The sequence below is a fragment of the Paenibacillus sp. FSL R5-0527 genome, assembly GCF_038008055.1.
Taxonomy (GTDB): domain Bacteria; phylum Bacillota; class Bacilli; order Paenibacillales; family Paenibacillaceae; genus Fontibacillus; species Fontibacillus macerans.
In genome coordinates, this window is record NZ_JBBOYI010000001.1 from 6,830,242 (window position 1) to 6,849,030 (window position 18,789).

Genomic DNA, 18,789 nt, shown 5'->3' on the forward strand with positions numbered 1-18,789 from the left:
CCCGCTGCTTGCTAAAAATAAAAACGTGAAGAATTCCCCAAGGAATCCCGCACGTTATACAAAACCCGCAGGCAAACAACTCGCTATATCAATGTTCCATCCGGCATTCGCTGCAAACGCCGTACAGCTCCAGCCGATGGCCGCGGATTTGAAACCCGGTCGCTTCCTCCGCTTTGCGCTCCACATCCTCCAGCGAAGGGTAGCTGAAATCCTTGATTTTGCCGCATCGTTCGCAAATCACATGGTAATGGTCGGATACATCGGCATCAAAGCGGCTCGAATTGTCGCCATAGGTCAGCTCGCGGACCATACCTGCTTCCATTAACATTTTCAAATTATTATATACCGTCGCCACGCTCATGTTCGGAAAACGGGGTTCCAAGGAGCGGTAGATTTCATCCGCAGTAGGATGGCTCAGCGATTCCATAAGATAAGTGAGTATGGCGTGACGCTGCGGCGTAATGCGGACACCGTTATTTTTCAGCTGCTCCAAAGCATGCTGTACGCGCGTTGTCAATAGGTCCACCGCCTTTAAATAAACTCATTCCAGATCAAGCAACTTTCCAAGAATCTGTAATTTTATTGTACGTTTAGGATAAAACTTTTGTCAACGCAGTATAAACCAGGCCTTCCCGAACAAAAGAACTATTTTGCAAAATCTTCAGTTCCGGTTCACGATCAAATTGCTGTTCCCATCGACTTTCACCCGGTATTTGCCGGTGCCGACGGCTCCTTTAATTTCCTTATCCTCTACGGTAAACGGCATTTCGGTAAAAATATCCCCATATCCGCTGGAACCTTCCAAAGTGTAGTCGCCAACCTCCGGAAGATCAAAGCGGATTTCCCCGACCGCGCTGTACACATCCCAGTCTCCCCCCACCGACGAGGAAGAAATATGCACTTTGCCGTTCAAGGATTCGGCCTGAAGCTCGGACGGCACGCCGTCCACGCGAATATTCCCGTTTTTCGTGTTCGTTTTAATCGCGTCCTGCGCCTCCGTCAGCGTAATATCGCCAACGAGGGTGGACAAGGAAGCTTTTCCGGTAATTCCTCTGCCCTTGACATTCCCTCCTTGGGTGTCAACCTGGGCGTCGCCGAAAATCCGGTACAGTTCAATATCGCCGTTCAGCGTTTTCGCCGAGACATCGCCGATGACGTCCCACAGGCGCAAATCCCCGTTTCCGGTCTGCAGCTTGACCTGCTTCATGGCCTGAACCCCCGTCAGCGTAATGCCGCCGCTGGAGGTGGAAATATCCAAATCCAAAAAGCGGTTTTCCGGCAGCACGACGGTCAGATCCACGCGCGGGTGGCGCCGGCCGCTCTCCCCGTACGCCTTGTCCTGCACGGAGAGACCCAGCGTGCTCCCTTCATTCGCGGCAACGGACGTCCCGGCGGCGATTTTCCGGGCATCCTCCGTTCCCAGTTGATCCACCCAAACCGTATATTTGACAATGACATTTTCAATGCTCGCCTTTTTCACTTCGATATCCCCGTTGATTCCGTCGATCGCGATTTTGCCGGTATCCAGGTCGATCGGGATTTCAAGCTCCGGCTTCTCGACCCGGTAGCCCTCCTGAGCGCTGTACTCCGTCCCGGCCGCCGTCAAATCGAGGCTTACCCGGTTCCAGAGGTGCATGTAGTGATCCTGCTGGGTCACGGCAAACACGGAAAAAGAAATAAACATGGAGAGCAACAGCCCTTGGGCATCCACCCGCAGCAGGCGCTTCGGACGGAGCTTTTTTCGAAAGTTCCAGACCAGGGCCAAAATATGCTCCAGCCCCCAAAACACGAACAGGAGCGGCCACCACTTGCGAAGGAGCAGCATATCGTCCAGGCCGGTAAACTTGTCGAGCAGCAAAAGAACGGCAACCGACAGGAGCAGCGCAGCAGCCGTCAAACGCCCCGAACGCCAATAACGGCGCCGCCCTTCGCGGACCATCATAATCAGCGCCGTCATGATCAAAGCGGCCGACACGATATACTCCGCGCCGTATTGAATCAAATCCTGCAGCCAAACCGGCTTTTGCCGAAGCAAAAACATCAGGGCGCCTCCGCCAACCAGCAGGATGCTTGCGCGAATCCCCTGGCCCACCCCCGAGCCCGGGTTCCGGCCCGCTTCCGGCGGCCGCCCCCCGTGCGCTTCCGGCTCTCTTCTCATACGGGCGTTCAGCGCGTCGGTGGATTGAAGCACGTCATAAATGCTGTAGAAATATGCGGCCGGAATCAGCAATCCCAGCAGCACGAGCAGCGGTACGTTAATCGCCATCCGCACGGAAGAAAAGTAAATCAGTGCGGACGCGTCGATAAGCACAAAATAAATAAAAGCGATGGCCCGGAAAAACAGGCGCAAATACAAATGGCCCAAACCCGGAAACAGAGCGGACAGCAAACAGGCGATCGCTTTGCGTTTACGCCGCCGCGGCTTGTAGCCTTTCGTCCGCTCAGGCCCGGCCGGCGGCTGCATCGGCATCATATCCGGCGTCATCTCTCCCTCCCCCTTTCTATGAGCCTGTCATATCCGTACGGGAGTACCTTTATCTTTTAATAATAACCGATATCGCCTCTGCCTGTAACATGGGATGAAATGGGCCCGCCCGAAAAGAGCCCGCGAAAAGGCGGAGAAAAAGAAAAAGCGCCGGGTGCCAGAAGCCGCTTTAGCTCCTGTCACCCGCGCTTTGACGAGGTTCCGGCAATCCCCATGCCACAGGATATTTAATTAGCCGTAACCCTTTTATCTTTCCAGACGGAATAGCGTCAGTTCCACGCCGGCGGCGGAGCGGACCGTTTCGCCCGGCACAAAGCCGCAGCGGCGGTATAGAGCGACCGCCGGGGCGTTTTGCGAGCTGGCCGCCACCGTAAACCGCTTCGCTTCCGGATGGTTGTCAAGGACGTACCGCACCAGGGAGAAGCCGATGCCCTGCCGCAAGCGTTCGGGGTGCACCATCAGGCGGGTGATATCCAATGTGCCGGGAGCTTCGCTCCGAACGGCGGCAGCCCCCAGCAGCTCCCCGTCTTCCGACAGCACGCCGTAATAAGCATCCCCGCTGCTCCGGATCGAATCGAACGTATCCGGCAGGGGCGGAGCCTCCGCAAGCCCTACGGCTCTGGTCTCCAGCCTGTAGGCTTGATGCTGCAGGCTCCAGATTTGCTCCACGATATCGGCATCCTCCAGCGGCAATCTCGCGATCATCGAATTCCCCCCCAGCCGTGCGGTACCGGATTGCAGCTTGCTTCGCTCGCCGCCGGCCGCCCGCAATCCGGCTTGCTTATCCTTTCAGCGCTTCCACCAGCAGCTTGTTGACAAGCCCCGGGTTCGCTTTCCCTTTGCTTTGCTTCATCACCTGGCCGACCAGGAAGCCGATCGCCTTCTCCTTGCCCGCCCTGTAGTCTTCGACGGAAGCCGGATTGGCCGCGATCACCTCGTCCACGATCGCCTTGATCGCGCCTTCGTCGCTGATTTGCACAAGGCCCTGCTCCTCGACGATCTGCTGCGGCAGCTTGCCGCTTTGCAGCATTTCCTTGAATACGGTTTTGGCGATCTTCGAGCTGATCGTGCCTTTTTCCAGCAGCCCGATCATTTCGCCAAGCCCTTGCCCTGTCAATTTCACATCAGCCAGCTCCAGGCCGTTGGTGTTCAAATAGCCGAGCAAATCGCCCATGATCCAGTTGGATACCGCTTTGGCGTCCTTCGTATATTCCAGGCTGTTCTCGAACAGATCGGCCAGCGCCTTGGAAGACGTGATGACGCCGGCGTCATATTCCGGCAGCCCGTATTCCGCAGTGTACCGCGCCTTCCGCGCATCGGGCAGCTCGGGAATCGAGGCGCGGATCCGGTCCTTCCAGGCTTGGTCGATATGCAAAGTCACGAGATCCGGGTCCGGGAAGTAACGATAGTCATGCGCTTCCTCTTTGCCGCGCATCGAAAATGTCTTGCCTTGGGACTCGTCCCAACGGCGCGTTTCCTGTACGACTTCTCCGCCCTCGTCCAAGATCTCGGCCTGGCGAAGCTGCTCGTATTCCAGCCCGCGGACCACGCCGCGGAACGAGTTCATGTTTTTGAGTTCGGCCCGGGTGCCGAACTCCTGCTGCCCGTGCGGACGCAAGCTGATGTTGGCGTCGCAGCGCATCGAGCCTTCTTCCATCTTCACGTCGGACACTTCGCAATACAGCATGATCGCCCGCAGCTTCTCCAGATAAGCTCTGGCTTCCTCCGGCGAGGAAATGTCCGGCTCGGACACGATTTCAATCAGCGGCGTACCGACGCGGTTAAAGTCGACCAGCGAGGCGAACCCGCCGTCAACGTGCGTCAGCTTGCCGGCATCCTCCTCCAGGTGCAAGCGGGTAATGCCGATCCGTTTCGTCCGCCCGTCCACTTCGATATCGATATATCCGTTCAAGCCGATCGGCTGATCGTATTGCGAAATTTGATAAGCTTTCGGCGAGTCGGGGTAGAAGTAATTTTTGCGGTCGAATTTGCTTACATCGCCGATTTCGCAGTTCAGCGCCATCGCCGCCTTCATCGCGTAGTCGACGGCCTGGCGGTTCAGCACGGGCAGAACGCCGGGATGCCCGAGACATACCGGGCAGGTATGCGTGTTCGGCGGTGCGCCGAATTCGGTGGAACAGCCGCAGAAAATTTTCGTTTTCGTATGCAGCTCCACGTGCACCTCCAGCCCGATCACCGTTTCATAATTGGATATTGACATGGCCTGTCCTCCTGCAAACTTTGAATGGATTCTATGGGGGTTCTTACAACGCCGGACGCTTCAGATGATGATCCGTATTCGCTTCGAACGCGTGGGCCACGCGCAGGATCGCGCTCTCGTCAAAAGGCTTGCCGATGATCTGAAGGCCAACCGGCATTCCCTCGGCAAAACCGCACGGCACGCTCAGCGCAGGAACGCCGGCCAAGCTGACCGGAATCGTCAAAATGTCGTTCAAATACATCGTCAGCGGATCGTCGACCTGCGAGCCCAACGGGAAGGCCGTCGTCGGCGCCGTTGGGCCGATAATGACGTCGTATTTCGCAAAGGTCTGGTCGAAGTCCTGTTTGATCAGCGTTCTGACCTTCTGGGCCTTCAAGTAGTAGGCATCGTAGTAACCCGAACTGAGCGCGTAAGTCCCCAGCATGATACGGCGCTTCACTTCCGGACCAAAGCCCTGGCTGCGCGAGTCGTAATAGAGATCGAGCAGGCTTCCGGCATGGTCCGCGCGCACGCCGTAACGGACGCCGTCAAACCGCGACAGGTTGGACGACGCCTCGGAGGACGCGAGCAGGTAGTAAGCCGCCACGGCGTATTCGGTATGCGGCAGCGAAACTTCTTCCCACACGGCGCCAAGGCTTTCCAGCACGCGCAGAGCTTCCAGCACCGCGGCTTTAACCTGCGGGTCGACGCCCTCCAGGTATTCCTTCGGCACGGCGATTTTCAGCCCGGAAATTTCCCCGGTCAGCGCCGACAGGTAATCCGGAACTACGACATCCGCCGAAGTGGAGTCCTTGGGGTCGTGTCCGGCGATCGCCTGCAGCACGTAAGCGGCATCCTCGACATTTTTCGTAATCGGACCGATTTGATCCAGCGAGGAAGCAAAAGCCACCAGCCCGTATCTCGATACGCGGCCGTAAGTCGGCTTCAGGCCGACGACACCGCAGTACGAAGCCGGTTGGCGGATCGAACCGCCAGTATCGGAACCCAGCGCAAAAAACGCTTCCCCGGCCGCCACCGCCGCCGCCGATCCGCCGCTTGAACCGCCGGGAACGCGGCTTAAATCCCACGGATTGCGCACGGGATGGAAGCTGGAGTTCTCGTTCGATCCGCCCATGGCGAATTCGTCCATGTTCAGTTTCCCGATCGTCACCGCTTCCGCTTGCTTCAGCTTCGCGACCACCGTTGCATCGTAGATCGGATTGTAATTCTTCAAAAACTGGCTGCCGCATGTTGTCAGCAGCCCTTCCGTCACCATGTTGTCCTTGATGCCGATCGGCAAACCGAACAGCAGTCCCCGTTGCTCCCCGGAAGCCAGCTTATCGTCAAGCCGCGAGGCCTCGGCCCGGGCTCCTTCTTCGTTCAGCGTCAAAAACGCCCCGATCTTCTCGTCGCGTTCCCGAATTTTGGCGAAGGCTTCGCCGACCAAATCGGATACGGACAGCTCCTTGTTGTGCAGTTGATTATGTATCTCCTGCAAACGCAAATCAAACAGCGCCAAGCTTATTTCCTCCTTCAATTTTCACGTTTCAGCTAAATGTCGCCCAAATGAATGCCGGTCCGAATGCAGGACCTATTCCTATTCCAGCACGGCCGGAACTTTAAACTGCCCGTCCTCTTCGTCCGGCGCGTTAAGGAATACTTTCTCCGGCGGCAGGCTCTCTTTGACCACGTCCTCCCGCATGACGTTGCTGAGATGCAGCACATGCGTCGTCGGCTCGATTTGCTCGGTGTCCAGCTCATTTAACTTCTCGGCATATTGTAAAATAGCGTTCAATTGTTCCGTGAACATTTCCCGCTCCTCGTCGGTCAAATGCAAGCGGGCCAGCTTGGCCACATGTTCAACGTCCTTCATCTGGATACTCACTTTGTTGCCCTCCTTTATTCAAGCCAGGAAAACCTGATTGCTCCATTCTACCATGTCCATACAATTGATTTAAATTATATTGTAGAATCCCCCTCAATTCAATCGTTACCTATTCGCGGGCCATCTCGCTTCAACCCCAAAAATAGCATTATTTAAAAATCCATTCAATTTTACATTCGTCTGCTATGATATTTGAGTACTGGATGATCATGGCAATCGAGTCGGTGACAACGCGGGCTACATGGTCCCGCTTATCGCTTCGTATTATAAATAAGCAAACACCTCCGCTCCCCATTTTGCTTCAAAAGGGACGGAGGTGTTTTTTTGAATTGGACTTCGTTGGACAGAAAAAGAGCCGGCAAACGCCGGCTCTTTATATCCATGCCCGCAAATTCACCTGCTTGATGAATTCCGCCTGGGACATTACTTCCTTTGTTGATTCGTTTTGCTCGCCCGCATCGTTGCTTTCGCCGTTCATGATTTGCCGGAAAAGCTTCTCGTTGTGCGTAGCCAAAGCGTAATCGATCAGTGCTTCCTGTGTTCTGCGCTCTACTTCCTGCTCAATCAGCCGTTCTTCGGATTCTATATCGCTCTGCGGAACGAAGTAATTCCGCCCCGTCTTAGGAGATCTGATGACATAGTCAAAAGCGTTATCCGGATTGCGGTCATAAGCAATTACGTAGCCATATTCCCCAACAGGAAGATTCTGCTCAAAGGCATCGCCGACGATCACAATTTTCTCTCCCAAATGAAGCATCGTCTACCTCCCTGATTCATTCAATAATAAGTTATTTTATTATCCTACTAAAAAAATGAAAGATAGGCAACCTCCGGCCCGTTACTCTACTTTCATCCGTTTAATATCTTCATTCATGGACGACAGCAAGGTTTCCAGATTCGCCCCCGACTTAAATTTCACCGGCAGTTCCAACTCGATTTCTTCATCCCTGCGCTCCGCTTCAAAGCCGGGTACGGAAATATGCAGCTGCTCCAGCCGATCTGGTCCTGAAAGCCGTATTTCGAAATGATGATCATCAGCGCCGCTCCGGCCGCGGGCGACATAGTGCGTCCTAACGCCCGCCTCTTTCATGCGGTTCTTGCGTTCGAACCCGGTCAGGGCGCCCGCATATCCCCGCGATCAGGACGCGCAATGCCAGCTCGATATCCACGTTAGAGGTCCTCCGGTTTGCAATCTGTTATCCTTATTTTAGCAAAATCGAACCGGCAAAGGAAAGCGGCGAACATAACGATTGGAAATAAAAGCAAAAAAGAACGCAAACCGGGACAATTCCACAGCTTGCGTGCTTCGCAAAAGTTACAATGTTTTAATTAAGTACATCCTACCAAAGCTATGTACTTTTGTCCACTATTTTTGCACTTTTTCATGAAATTTGTTGTAATTTCGCCGTTGACGGGGGAAGCCCGCGAAATGCAAAAGTGCAGGCGGTTTTTGTCGAACCTCCTCTAAACCAGCGCTTCAAATGTCAAAGTGCAGTTCGTGTCCGGGCAAAAGTTACTTTTTTGTCGTACTATCCGAAATGAGATGCACTTCTGCGCTTCAACCGCCTAAAATGAGGATTTGCCGAAAAATAGAATGCACTTTTACAGTTGATCCCGCCGGGTCGTCCTTCTTAAACCATTCTATTTCCGTTAAATAGGGGTAACGCGGCATCATCTGCTCGGCGACGATCAGGTTGCGGCGCGAACCCCGGTACAGCGAAGGTTTGGCTTCCTTGAAAATACGTCGATAGACGTTTTTCTCACACAATTTTCAGGAAACGTAAGGATTGTTGGCCCGTTCGAAACCGATCGCCGTTTTGGGGCCATGCCCCGGGTAAACCTTAACTTCATCCGGCATCCGGAACAGCTTGCCGCGGATCGAATTGTACAAATCCGCTTCCCGGCCGCCCGGCAAATCGGTCCGCCCGACGCTTAAACGAAACAGCACGTCTCCGGAAAACAGCTCGTCCCCGCACAAAAAACTAACGCTGCCCGGCGAATGTCCCGGCGTATGATAGACGGTAAATTCGCGCCCGATCAGCCGGAGCTTCTGCCCCTCGGCCAGATCGTATTCGGCCGGATCGGTCGAAATCGGCGGCGACACCTCCGGCCACATGAGCGAGCCGTTCAGCTTCGGCGTGGTCAGCCATTCGCTCTCGAGCGGGTGGACGTATACCGGGCATTTTTTCAGCTTGCGGATTTCGTCGACCCCGCCGATATGGTCAAAATGCGCGTGCGTCAGCAGAATCGCTTCGATCTCCAGCCCTTCGACGGCGCGCAGCAGCGGGCCCGGGTTCATGCCCGGGTCGATCACGATCGCCCGCTTCTCATCGTCGCCCCGGACCAGGTAAGCGTTCGTTTGCAGCGGCCCCAACGTAAATGTTTCTATTTTCAGCATACCTTCCGCCTTCTTCCTTTGTTCTCGGTTAGTTCTCGGTTCCTTTGCGCCTCTAACGCGCCCGCAGCGTTATTTCGCCGCTTTTTTCCTGTTGCTGTACATTTTAACGACGACATACACGATCAGCAAGGCCAAAGCGCCAAGCAGAATCGGCATGATGTAAGGGCCCGCCTTCTCATCGACATGCTGCCATTGTTCGCCGAGCAGCATCCCCAAATACACGAACAGGATCGACCAGGGAATCACCGCCAGCGTGGTCAGCAGCAAAAACTTGCCGACAGGCATTTTGGCCATCCCGGCCGGAATCGAAATCGCATGCCGCGCCACCGGGATAAACCGGGCGGTAAAAATGACGCCTGACCCGTATTTCAAAAACCAGGCTTCGGACACGTCGATATGTTTTTTCTTAATCAAAATATACTTCCCGTACTTTTCCAAAATCGGTCTGCCGCCGTAACGCCCGATCCAGTAAATGAACAACTGGGCGATAACGCCGCCGACAACGCCGAAAAACACCGCCCCCACGAAATTAATGCTGCCCATATGCACCAAATATCCGCCGTAAGCCAGCACGATTTCGCTGGGAATGATCTCGATCATCAAACCGAGCATAATGCCGAAGTACCCCAATTGCTGAACCCAATCCAATAATGTGCTGATTAGATTTGATATCCACTCCACCGTTTCGTCCTCTTTCCTCGTCGCTTCTTGTTTTCTTGTCCGCCCTGCAAAAATGTCCCTATGATCAAAGTCTATTCTATCATAGCGGGGGACATGCATTCTACTTCGGCTTAGGAGCAAAGCGAACTCAGGCGGGAGCGGGTGCATATGTTGGTGAAAAAGGAGGTCTCGCAATATGGCAGGCAACTTCTCCGCAAAACATCAGGAGTCCCTCCCCAGTCCGCGCAAAATCCGCCGGAGCTGCAACAATGAGCTGTACCGCGCCATAAAAAGGCTTGGCGTATATATTCCCGAAAACCTGATTCGGGAGGGCGAAACGCTGTATTACAAAAAGGTGATCGGCAACCTGCTTTGGATCCACGAAAACCACAGCAACCGGAAAGTGCTCGCCGACTGGTGGGATCGGGAGGTCAGCGGGGAATTGGCGGAACTGTGGCGGATCGACCGGGAAAAGCTGGCCGCGGCGTTCCGGGCGGCTTTTGGAGGTTAAGCGAACGCGCAGCGCGGCGGGCAAACTTACGGTAAGCGACGCCGCCGGGCAACCGTTCAGCTTGGGCTAATTCAGCCGCGCCTGGGAGGAAGCGGCGGAATCGGCCATGTGCCGCAGCGCTTCACCCAGAATGACGGCTTCGGCGGTCAGGCGAAATCGCCGGTCGTTTCGCCGCACGGACGTTCTGACCGAGTCGGCCAGTTCGGCGTAGCGGGCGTAGGTCCGCGCTCCCGCCGCGGCGGCCGCCTTGGCTTGCTCCGGCCGCCCCTGCTCCGACAGGCGCCGGGCCAGCATCTCCAATCCGCGCAAAGCGGCGGTTTGGAGATGCGGATCGAACCGTTCCAGTTCAAGCGCCCGGTTCATGGCGGGGACGGCGCCAAGGTCTCCCTGGCGGGCCAAAGCGCCGCCCAGCGCCAGCCATAAAGCGGGATCGGCCGCATCGTAAGCGAGCCCGGCGCGCAGAATGGCCGCCGCCTCGGGCGGAGCGGACAAGCCGGCCAGCGCCAGCCGCGCCGGTGTCCGGTACGGCCAACAGGCTAGCGACCGTTTGAGCAGCGCGGCCTGACGGTTCCGGGCAGCATCCGCATCATCCGCAGCATCCGCAGAAGAAACGGCAATGGAGACGGATGTGCCGGAAAGGCCGGAATTTCCTTGCGTTTTTGCCGCAGCTTGTGATTGTGTCGACGCAGAGGGTGAGTTCCGGCCCGCCGCTTCCTCCAAGGACAAAGCTGAGCGGTACAGCCGAAGGCTCTCCGCCTGCAGAAAGCCGGCCGTACTTGCCGCAAGCAGCAGTACGCAGAGCACAAAGCCGGAAACGGCGCGCATGAGCCGCGGCAATTTCTCCGCTGTGCGCGCGTTCGGCGTCATATCCGGCTCGCGCTTTTTATTGTGCGCCTTGGCGTGCCCTCCCCAAGTCCGGCTCTGCCCCAAAACGTCAGTCTGCGAATTGGCCCCGCGCTCCTTCCCGGGCTCCGTTTGGGCTGCGCCTCCCGCTTCCGCCATGCCGATCATCCCGATGATGAGCAGCCAAACGATGCCGTAGCTCATATCAAAATCGACGGCGCTATGCAGCAGCAGCGCCGCAAAGGGCGGAAGCAAAGGGCTTCTCGCCCGGAACAGGCGGACTGCGGCCGCGCCAAGCCAAAGCACCATAACGGCGAGGCCCAGCAAGCCAAGATCGAGGGCGATGTCCAGGTAGCCGCTGTGCGCTTCATTGCCGACGTAAGGATGGCTTTGCACGCTGCGAAACGCCTGGCGCCAGGCATCGCCGCCCTGTCCGAGCCACGGCGACTGCCGCAGCAGCAACGCGGCGTCGCCGTACATCGCGGCGCGGGCGAACCACGTTTCCGGGCGGAACAGCCGCCCCGGGAAACCGGCGGCCGCCAGCGCCGCTAGCGGCGCCGCGAGCAGCAGCGCGGCTCCGCCGCAGGCGGCGGCGCGGCGCAGGGCTCCGCCGAGGGGCCGGGCGGCGGCGCGGCGCGGGCACGGCGCAGGCCGCGGCGGCGGCGCCTGCGGGGCGCGAGCGCCGGGGCGGCCGCGCGCGGCGCAAAGCAGCGCGCGCCCGAGCGGCGCGGGCCGCCGCCGCGGGCTGAAGCGGCCGGCAGGGCTGCCGCTTCGCGTGGCGCCGCTGCTGCGCTGGCCGCGCGGGCGCCGCCAGAGGCGCGCGCCCGGGCCGGCCGCGCCCGAGCCGCGTGCAGCAGCGTCCGGGCCGCCGGGCCCGCTGCGGCGCGGCTCTGCGGCGGCGCGGCGCCCTGCGGCGCCCATGCTGGCGGCGCTGCGCCCTGCGACGCCTACATTGGCGGCGCCCATACCGGCAGCGCTGCGCCCTGCGACGCCTGCATCGGCGGCGCCCACGCGGGCGGAGCTGCTGCTGCGCGCCTCGCGCCAGCGGGCGGCCCGCCCCGCCAGCAGCAGCGCCGCCGCCAGCACCGCGGCCAGCGCCAGCAGCCCCGGCAGCGGCGCCGGGGCCAGCTGCGCGGCGGCGAGCTGGCGGGCGAGCGCGGCTCCGGCGGCGGCGATAACGCCGCTGTGGAGCACGTAGCGCCGCCGTGCGGGCCCGCTCAGCAAGGCACAACCCGCCGCCCAGCCGATAAGCAGGGCTGCGAAAGCCCCGCGCGACTCGCTGAGCAGCAAGCAGAGCGCGTAAAGCAGCGCCCATGCGGCCGCCCGGTATCCGCGCCAACGGCGCTCCCGGCTGAAATCCACCGCGCTCCAGCCGGCCAGCCTGACCAGGCGCTCCAGCAAAAACGCGGCCATGACCGCGCCGTAGGCGTTCGGATATTGCAGCAAGCCGCCAAGTCTCGCCCCCGCCGCGGCGATCTCCCGGTCGGCGATCCGCAAAACAGCCCCCGGCAGCGGCAGCAAGCCGTATACGGCCGCAAGCCCCGTTACGGCCAGCAGCCCCCCGACCGCCAGCCAGCCTGTTTCCAACAAGCGCCTGCCGCCCTTCTCTCCCGCCGCCAAGTAAACAGCAACGCCAACAACGCCGTAAAAAGCCCAGCCCAAAACGGCCTCAAATGTTGCTTGAACCGACAAGGCTTTGGCGGCAAGCAAGGTTAATCCGTACAGCGCAGCCAGAACAAACGGACCCGCAAGCAGCCAGCCGTCCAAAGGGCTGTCGCGAAGCAAGCGCCGCCGCTCTGATTTTCTCCATCTTAAAACCCAACCCCCGGCCATCGCGGCCGAAACCGCCAGCCATCCCGAAACGAGCAGCAGGGCGGGTTCCGTATCCATAAAAAACAACCCGTTCAGCCCGCAAAGCGCCAGGCCCGTCCCGCAAACCGCGGCTGCCGGCACAGATGACCCGAATCCGCTCATTCCTACCCCTCCCCTTCTAACATTTTCCAACAGTTTCCGCACGGCATCCTTCGTCCCACCTACAGTCATTGTCCATTTCGTCCATGCGTATTCTTAATTTCATTGATCTGGCAATGTTAGATACTTGTTGCATAATGAAGCTGCTAAATGCGGGTTTCATGGTTGGATTGAGTAATGCGCTTCTGCTCATGATGCGGAATGGAATTGGAATGAAAGCAACACGGTTTGCCATATTGTGGGGGGAGTAATGCGATTTTGCCCGCAAATTGAGAGGGAGCCTAGGGATTAGCGATGTTTACGAGCGAATACGAGCACAAGCGAATATGAGCCCGAGCGAATATGAACGAATAGTCAATGAAATGCAAAAGGGCAGGCCATTTAGTGAAAAAAGCTCCGGCAATAGAGGTTCAGATGCAAAAGTGCAGTTCATGTCCGCTATACAACCATTTTTTGCCACTTCCATTTAAAACAACTGCATATTTGCATTTCAATGCCCTTGAACGGGCCAGATACGGAAAATAAGAGGCACTTTTGCAGTTGGCAGCTAAAGCTAGGAGCCGCGCCGCGCCGAGACCGCTAAAATCTCCGCAACCCGCAAGGTGATGATTTAAAAGAAAAAAAGGAGCCATGAAGCAGCTCCCCTAATTAGCCCTACCTAAAAATTTATCCATACTGTCAACAACTTACCCGGCCAGAATTAGCGCTCCCCTTGAACCTCCACCCCCGGCAGCAGATCCCGGCACGCCCGCTCCAGATAAGGAGCGGCGCGCAAAAAATCGCGGAAAGCGGCATACTCTTGCCACAGCTTGTCCGTATTCCCGCCCGGCGATTTGACGGCCCGGATCAGGATGTTTTTCGGCGTATGCTCCATGTCGATAAACTCCAGCAGCTGCGTCTTGTAGCCCATGACGTCGAGCAGCTTGGCGCGGATCGCGTCCGTGGCAAGCGCCGAAAAACGTTCCTTCAGGATGCCGTGTCCAAGCAGTGGTTCCAATACGGGGCTGTCCACTTGGTTATACAGCTCGTGCTGGCAGCAAGGGACCGACAAAATGACCGCAGCGTTCCAGCGGACCGCTTTCTCCAGCGCCGCGTCGGTAGCCGTATCGCACGCATGCAGCGTGACGACCATATCCACTTCGCTTAATTCATCGTAATCGGCAATATCGCCGACGAGGAACCGCAAATCGTCATAGTTCAGCTTGCGGGCGAGCGCCCCGCAATGCTCAATGACGTCCGCCTTCAGGTCGAGCCCGACGATTTTCAGTTTCCGCTGCTGCTGCACCGCCAAATAATGATACAACGCAAACGTCAGGTACGATTTACCGCAGCCGAAATCGATGATCGTCAGCGGGCGGCCTTGCGGCAGATGGGGGAGCACGTCCTGCACCATTTCGAGGAAACGGTTGATCTGCCTGAACTTGTCGTATTTTTTGGCCAGCACCTTGCCTTCGGCGTTCATGATGCCCAGCTCGACCAGAAACGGCACCGGCGTTCCCTCTTCAAGCACGTATTGTTTGCGGCGGTTATGCGTCAGCGTACCCAAAGGCTTGCGGGAAGGGGCCTTTTTCAGAATGGTCACTTTGAATTTCTTGCTGATGAGCACCTGATAGTCGGCCTCCGCCGTACAAAGCAATCCTTGCCGGAACGTTTCCTCAAACAATTTCATCAGCTCGTCCGCAAACGATTCGGCCGGAATATTCCGGTGGATCACTTTATTCGGATAGTGATAAGCAAACTGATAATGCAGACGCCCCTTCAAATCCACGGGCTTGATCTGCACTTTGCTGTATTCGGTTTCGCCCGGTTTGCGGCGCCCGCTGATCGTCGCCGTAATCAGGCTGCCCTGCCCGGCCAGTTGGCCCGCGAGATTCTGCAGTGATTCCATATTTGATGCCAGCTGCCTTTCTAACGTAGTTATTCTTATTTATTTCCGGAATAGCGGCCGTCCGCTTCAAACGCGGGCCCCGCTAAAAACGGCTTTCCAATTCCGCAAGCCCTTCCCGGACCTCGTCCGGCGGCAGCCCGCCCGCTTCCAGGCGTTCCGGCGGAAGCTGCAAAAGCCGTTGATAGAAGGCGAGTCCTTCATCTTTGGAGATTTCGCCATCCTCCAGGAGCCGGAACAAGACGTTTTCGGCCTGGTCGAAACGGCCCTCCTGTTCTTCGTAACGGAAGACCAGAACGCCTGTTTCGGCGGGGAGACGGTACTCTTTTAACAGCGGCCTTAGCTCGGCGATTTTGTTCTCCCAGTCCCATAATGAACGATCCGCGCCGCTAAGCGCCGACGTCAAATACAGATGCAGCGATTTCATCCAGCGCGAAATCCCTTCGTCCCGCTCCCCGGAGGAGATGAGCAAATCGCCTTCTTCCTCAAGCAGCCGGGCAAGACTCTGCAGCTTATCGGCTTCAATCTCTCCGCCGGTGCGGAACATTTGCACGATATCCTTGGCCGCCAAGGTTCCTAGCAGCTGTGAATTCAGGCGAAACTGCCTTTTGTACAGTTCGTCCAGCTCGGTCCGGGCCTCCACCGTCTTTTTCTCCTGTTTAAGCGCAAATACTTTTCCCAAAATCTCCGTCATATCCTCGATCATGCGAACCAGGTAATCTCTCCGCAGCATGTCTCTCCATTCCTTTCCGGCGGCCTTAAGGCAGCGCAGCGCGGTCTTCCGCTTATTTCCCGCCGTAAACTTGCCGCCGGAAATCGGCGATGACCGTGTGAAGCTGCTCCGGCGCCTCATACATACTCATATGGCCGGCCCCCGGGATGACCGCTTTGGTTACGTGCGGGCCTTCCGCCGTAAATAACCACGCCGGCGGAACGACCGTATCGTTTTCTCCGGCCACCAGCAGCAGCGGGAGCGATGTATCGGCCATCACGTCCCGGCGGTCGGGGCGTTCCCGCATCGCCAGGGCGGCTCCGGCCGCGCCCTGCGGCGGCGTACGGTAGCCGATCTCCTTCGCCCGGTTCACGTCGGACGGAGACTTGGCCGCCGTTTCCGCGGCAAACAGGCCCGGAACGAGCCCGTCCGCAAACGCGGTCATCCCTTCGGCGCGGATGAGCGACACCGCCTGCAGCCGTTTCTCCTTGGCTTCCTCGCTGTCCGGGAATCCCGTGGAATGAATCAGCCCGAATCCATCGAGCCGCGAAGCGTAACGCTCCGCGAGAGACAGCGTTACGTACCCGCCCATGGAATGCCCGAGCAGCGTATATTTCGGAATGCCGAGCGCCTCCATGAGTCCGGCGACGTCATCGGCCATCTGATCGATGGAATAAGCGCCCAGCGGGGCATCCGTGAAGCCATGTCCCCTCAGGTCCGGGGCAATCACTTGATATTGTCCGGCAAGCAGCGGCTGAACCTTCTCCCAGTATGCGGAACTGCCGCAAAATCCGTGCAGCAGCACTACCGTTTCGCCTTGTCCCTGCCGCTCATAGGCGATCGTAAATCCGTTAACCGTTATCTTGTCCATGACGCTACCTTCTTTCTTCTTGGTTTTATTTTCCAAAAGGCACAGCCGCCGCGGCTGCGATTTCATCGGCCATTTGCATCACTTTGTACAGCGAGGTCATCTGCAGCGTCCAGTAAGGCTTGGGCCCTTTCACATTGACGACGGCGGCTACGCTGTAATGCCCGGCCGCAGGCAAGCTGCTTCCCACCGATTGCGCCGGCTGCAGCGGCTGTTCCGAAACGAGGTAATAACCTACCGATCCCGGAGCCCCCAGACAGGCGTCGATGGCCACGACGATATTTTCCGGCGGTATGGCGGCCATGCGTTCCTGCAGATTCCCCGCGTCGCAAGGCTCCCGGAGCGTGCCGACGACTTCCTTTATTCCCCGCTCCGCCAGCTTCGTGCCGACGAGCGGGCCCAACGCGTCACCCGTAGACCGGTCCGTGCCAATGCACAGAAATGTGATCGTTTTCCCTTGATGCCTGGTATAAATTTTTTGAAAAAAAGAGTCCAGTTCGCCGCCGCCTAGCTTGGTTGGCTCCAAACCGGCCTGCGGCCATCCCTTCCAAACCTCCACGTTCCCCTGCTCGCCCCCTCCCGGTATAGATGTACCCTGATTGTAACGCATTGCGCCGGATCACCGCAAAGGTTCATGAATTTTACCCCGGCATGATACAATAGCTCATAGAGGTCGTGTATCATACGAACTACGAAAGTTATGGAAGGATGAAGAAGATGGATTTGTCCATAAAAAGCCAGGCTAATGTTGAATTTATGATTGAGGCGATCAAAACGAAGCTGAAAATGGCCTCGGGAGCGGCCATGTCGGCTTCGGCGTTCAGCGTGGAGCAATACGACGACATCCGCGACGTCTACGATATCGTGATGAGCAAGGAGCGCCTCAGCATTTCCGAGGTCGAAGCGCTCGCCCAGGAGTTGGGCCGGCTCCGCAGCAAGGCCTAGCGGAACGTTCCTAACAATAGCGCGAACAAAAACGTGAACGTTGGTGACGGCAGGTCGGACCAGGTGGACGCCCCAAGGCTAAGGGACCCAAACGACCCTATTGCCCGAAAAAACACGGTTTTCACTTCCAGCAACGGACAGGGGAGCCCCTATTTGCGCAAAAAAACCGAAACGGACACATTCACGCCGAATAAGGCCCGTGGTGTCCGTTACATTTTGAAGTTTATTCGTTCGTCCGTTCTGCCGGCTCTCTCGCCGGGCAGCCGGGTGTCAAACCGGATTCCCCAACGAAAAGGCCGTCTCCGCATGACCAACCTCCCAGCCTTCATCATTTTTGATCGCAGACGGAAAGGCGCTCCGCAGCTTGCGGAGCGTTTCTTCGTTGCCGTAACCGAGCTGTTCCAAAATGGCCGTAACGATCAGGCCCCATTCCTCCTCCGAACCGTCCAATACCTTAAACGCAACGCCAAGCCGCTCTTTGCGCAAAGCGAAGGCATACACGCCTTTAAAGCCGCCTTTGGCGACGATATTCGGATCCGCCAGCAAAATTGAATCGATCCGCCCCGAACCGGCCACCAGCCGAGGATGCCGGTTCATAGCGGAGGCGATGAACGCGGCGGCCTTCGCCGTTTTTGGATCGTCAATCAATTCCGGGTCGGCCAGTTTAACGTAGGCGGCCGCCAACGCGGACAGCGGCAGCGCGAAAACGGGAAAACCGCAGCCGTCCGTGCCGAGCGAGATGTCGTCCTGCGCGCAGCCGGCGAGCTCCGCCAGCGTTGCCAGAATCTCTTTCTGCACCGGATGCTCCGGCCGATTGTAGCCGTCCAGGGGATAGCCTTTCAGCTTGCAGTAGGCCAACACGCCCAAATGCTTGCCCGCGCAGTTATGGTATAACCGTCTCCGATTCCCGCCTTGGCGCAGCACCCGTTCCCTGGCGTGTTCATCCAGCGGCAGGCTTGGCGCGCATACCAAGGCTTCTTCCTTAAGCCCGGTTTTGTCCAGCAGCCGCTCCAGCGTTCCGACATGCGCCGCTTCGGCCCGGTGGGACGCGGCCATGATCGCGACCTCCGCATCGCCGAGGCCAAACGCCTCTACGATGCCCGCCCGTATTCCCGGAATCGCCTGAATCGGTTTGGCCGCCGACCGGGTGAATATAAGCTGATGCGGATTCCCCGCCCGTTTCACCACCTCGCCCCGGCCATTCACGATGCATATATGCCCAAAGTGGGTGCATTCCAAAAGGCCCCCACGGTATTCGTTCACCAGTACTGTTTCCATACGGCTCGTTCTCCCCTTATAATCCGAATTCCATCACTACAGTATAGTATAGTGTTACCACAAAGGCTATAGATCCTTCTAAATATAAGTTGCCTGACGAATGTGCGGTTAAGGGCGTCCTTGTGACATGTATATAGTACATGTGATT

General features: G+C 57.6%; 19 protein-coding genes. 2 read left to right on the forward strand and 17 right to left on the reverse strand.

Annotated features, from left to right (window positions below):
- Nucleotides 1–88: 88 nt before the first annotated feature.
- The 10 genes from perR to NYE69_RS30900 all read right to left on the reverse strand — a co-directional run bounded on the left by perR (nt 89) and on the right by NYE69_RS30900 (nt 9,649).
- On the reverse strand, nt 89–517 hold the full coding sequence (gene perR, locus NYE69_RS30855; protein WP_036619751.1) for a peroxide-responsive transcriptional repressor PerR: 429 nt from the start codon (nt 515–517) through the stop codon (nt 89–91).
- A gap of 144 nt (nt 518–661) precedes the next feature.
- On the reverse strand, nt 662–2,485 hold the full coding sequence (locus NYE69_RS30860; RefSeq protein ID WP_340929853.1) for a DUF4097 family beta strand repeat-containing protein: 1,824 nt from the start codon (nt 2,483–2,485) through the stop codon (nt 662–664).
- Between the two features lie 246 nt (nt 2,486–2,731).
- On the reverse strand, nt 2,732–3,190 hold the full coding sequence (locus NYE69_RS30865) for a GNAT family N-acetyltransferase (RefSeq protein ID WP_340929855.1): 459 nt from the start codon (nt 3,188–3,190) through the stop codon (nt 2,732–2,734).
- A gap of 76 nt (nt 3,191–3,266) precedes the next feature.
- The gene (gene gatB / locus NYE69_RS30870; protein WP_340929857.1) at nt 3,267–4,706 is read right to left on the reverse strand and encodes an Asp-tRNA(Asn)/Glu-tRNA(Gln) amidotransferase subunit GatB; all 1,440 of its coding nucleotides are present in this window, start codon (nt 4,704–4,706) and stop codon (nt 3,267–3,269) included.
- Nucleotides 4,707–4,749: 43 nt separating this feature from the next.
- A complete protein-coding gene (gatA, locus tag NYE69_RS30875; protein ID WP_340929858.1) occupies nt 4,750–6,204 on the reverse strand; it encodes an Asp-tRNA(Asn)/Glu-tRNA(Gln) amidotransferase subunit GatA in 1,455 nt (484 codons plus the stop codon).
- Between the two features lie 78 nt (nt 6,205–6,282).
- Nucleotides 6,283–6,570, reverse strand: a complete 288-nt coding sequence (gene gatC, locus NYE69_RS30880; RefSeq protein ID WP_328272563.1) for an Asp-tRNA(Asn)/Glu-tRNA(Gln) amidotransferase subunit GatC — start codon at nt 6,568–6,570, stop codon at nt 6,283–6,285.
- A 373-nt stretch (nt 6,571–6,943) separates the two neighbouring features.
- A complete protein-coding gene (locus NYE69_RS30885) occupies nt 6,944–7,327 on the reverse strand; it encodes a hypothetical protein (protein ID WP_036619744.1) in 384 nt (127 codons plus the stop codon).
- A gap of 81 nt (nt 7,328–7,408) precedes the next feature.
- The gene (locus NYE69_RS30890) at nt 7,409–7,660 is read right to left on the reverse strand and encodes a hypothetical protein (RefSeq protein WP_340929861.1); all 252 of its coding nucleotides are present in this window, start codon (nt 7,658–7,660) and stop codon (nt 7,409–7,411) included.
- Nucleotides 7,661–8,341: 681 nt separating this feature from the next.
- Nucleotides 8,342–8,968 (reverse strand): MBL fold metallo-hydrolase, encoded by a 627-nt coding sequence (locus tag NYE69_RS30895; RefSeq protein ID WP_036619742.1) that lies wholly within the window; start codon nt 8,966–8,968, stop codon nt 8,342–8,344.
- 69 nt (nt 8,969–9,037) lie between these two features.
- A complete protein-coding gene (locus NYE69_RS30900; protein WP_340929864.1) occupies nt 9,038–9,649 on the reverse strand; it encodes a DedA family protein in 612 nt (203 codons plus the stop codon).
- 175 nt (nt 9,650–9,824) lie between these two features.
- Here NYE69_RS30900 and NYE69_RS30905 point away from each other — a divergent pair, with 175 nt between their 5' ends.
- Nucleotides 9,825–10,139: a hypothetical protein gene (locus tag NYE69_RS30905; RefSeq protein ID WP_036619740.1), complete on the forward strand. Its 315-nt coding sequence runs from the start codon at nt 9,825–9,827 to the stop codon at nt 10,137–10,139.
- A 66-nt stretch (nt 10,140–10,205) separates the two neighbouring features.
- On the opposite strand, the gene NYE69_RS30910 is transcribed toward NYE69_RS30905, so the two are convergent.
- The 6 genes from NYE69_RS30910 to yyaC all read right to left on the reverse strand — a co-directional run bounded on the left by NYE69_RS30910 (nt 10,206) and on the right by yyaC (nt 17,028).
- Nucleotides 10,206–12,956 carry an O-antigen ligase family protein gene (locus NYE69_RS30910; protein ID WP_340929867.1) on the reverse strand — a complete coding sequence of 917 codons (2,751 nt, stop codon included), beginning with the start codon at nt 12,954–12,956 and terminating at the stop codon, nt 10,206–10,208.
- Nucleotides 12,957–13,363: 407 nt separating this feature from the next.
- On the reverse strand, nt 13,364–13,585 hold the full coding sequence (locus tag NYE69_RS30915; RefSeq protein WP_328273374.1) for a hypothetical protein: 222 nt from the start codon (nt 13,583–13,585) through the stop codon (nt 13,364–13,366).
- 68 nt (nt 13,586–13,653) lie between these two features.
- Nucleotides 13,654–14,841, reverse strand: coding sequence for a class I SAM-dependent methyltransferase (locus NYE69_RS30920; RefSeq protein ID WP_328273373.1), 1,188 nt, complete (start codon nt 14,839–14,841; stop codon nt 13,654–13,656).
- An 82-nt stretch (nt 14,842–14,923) separates the two neighbouring features.
- Nucleotides 14,924–15,691, reverse strand: coding sequence for a DUF6483 family protein (locus NYE69_RS30925; RefSeq protein WP_340929869.1), 768 nt, complete (start codon nt 15,689–15,691; stop codon nt 14,924–14,926).
- Nucleotides 15,624–16,421: an alpha/beta fold hydrolase gene (locus NYE69_RS30930; RefSeq protein ID WP_340929871.1), complete on the reverse strand. Its 798-nt coding sequence runs from the start codon at nt 16,419–16,421 to the stop codon at nt 15,624–15,626. Before NYE69_RS30930 ends, NYE69_RS30925 begins: the two co-directional genes overlap by 68 nt.
- 25 nt (nt 16,422–16,446) lie before the next feature.
- Nucleotides 16,447–17,028: a spore protease YyaC gene (gene yyaC / locus NYE69_RS30935; RefSeq protein WP_340929873.1), complete on the reverse strand. Its 582-nt coding sequence runs from the start codon at nt 17,026–17,028 to the stop codon at nt 16,447–16,449.
- Nucleotides 17,029–17,135: 107 nt separating this feature from the next.
- Between yyaC and NYE69_RS30940 the strand changes: the two genes are divergently transcribed.
- The gene (locus NYE69_RS30940) at nt 17,136–17,363 is read left to right on the forward strand and encodes a DUF1128 family protein (RefSeq protein ID WP_036619730.1); all 228 of its coding nucleotides are present in this window, start codon (nt 17,136–17,138) and stop codon (nt 17,361–17,363) included.
- A 270-nt stretch (nt 17,364–17,633) separates the two neighbouring features.
- Here the strand turns inward: NYE69_RS30940 and NYE69_RS30945 are convergent, their stop codons facing one another.
- A complete protein-coding gene (locus NYE69_RS30945; RefSeq protein ID WP_328271603.1) occupies nt 17,634–18,641 on the reverse strand; it encodes an asparaginase in 1,008 nt (335 codons plus the stop codon).
- Nucleotides 18,642–18,789: the final 148 nt, after the last annotated feature.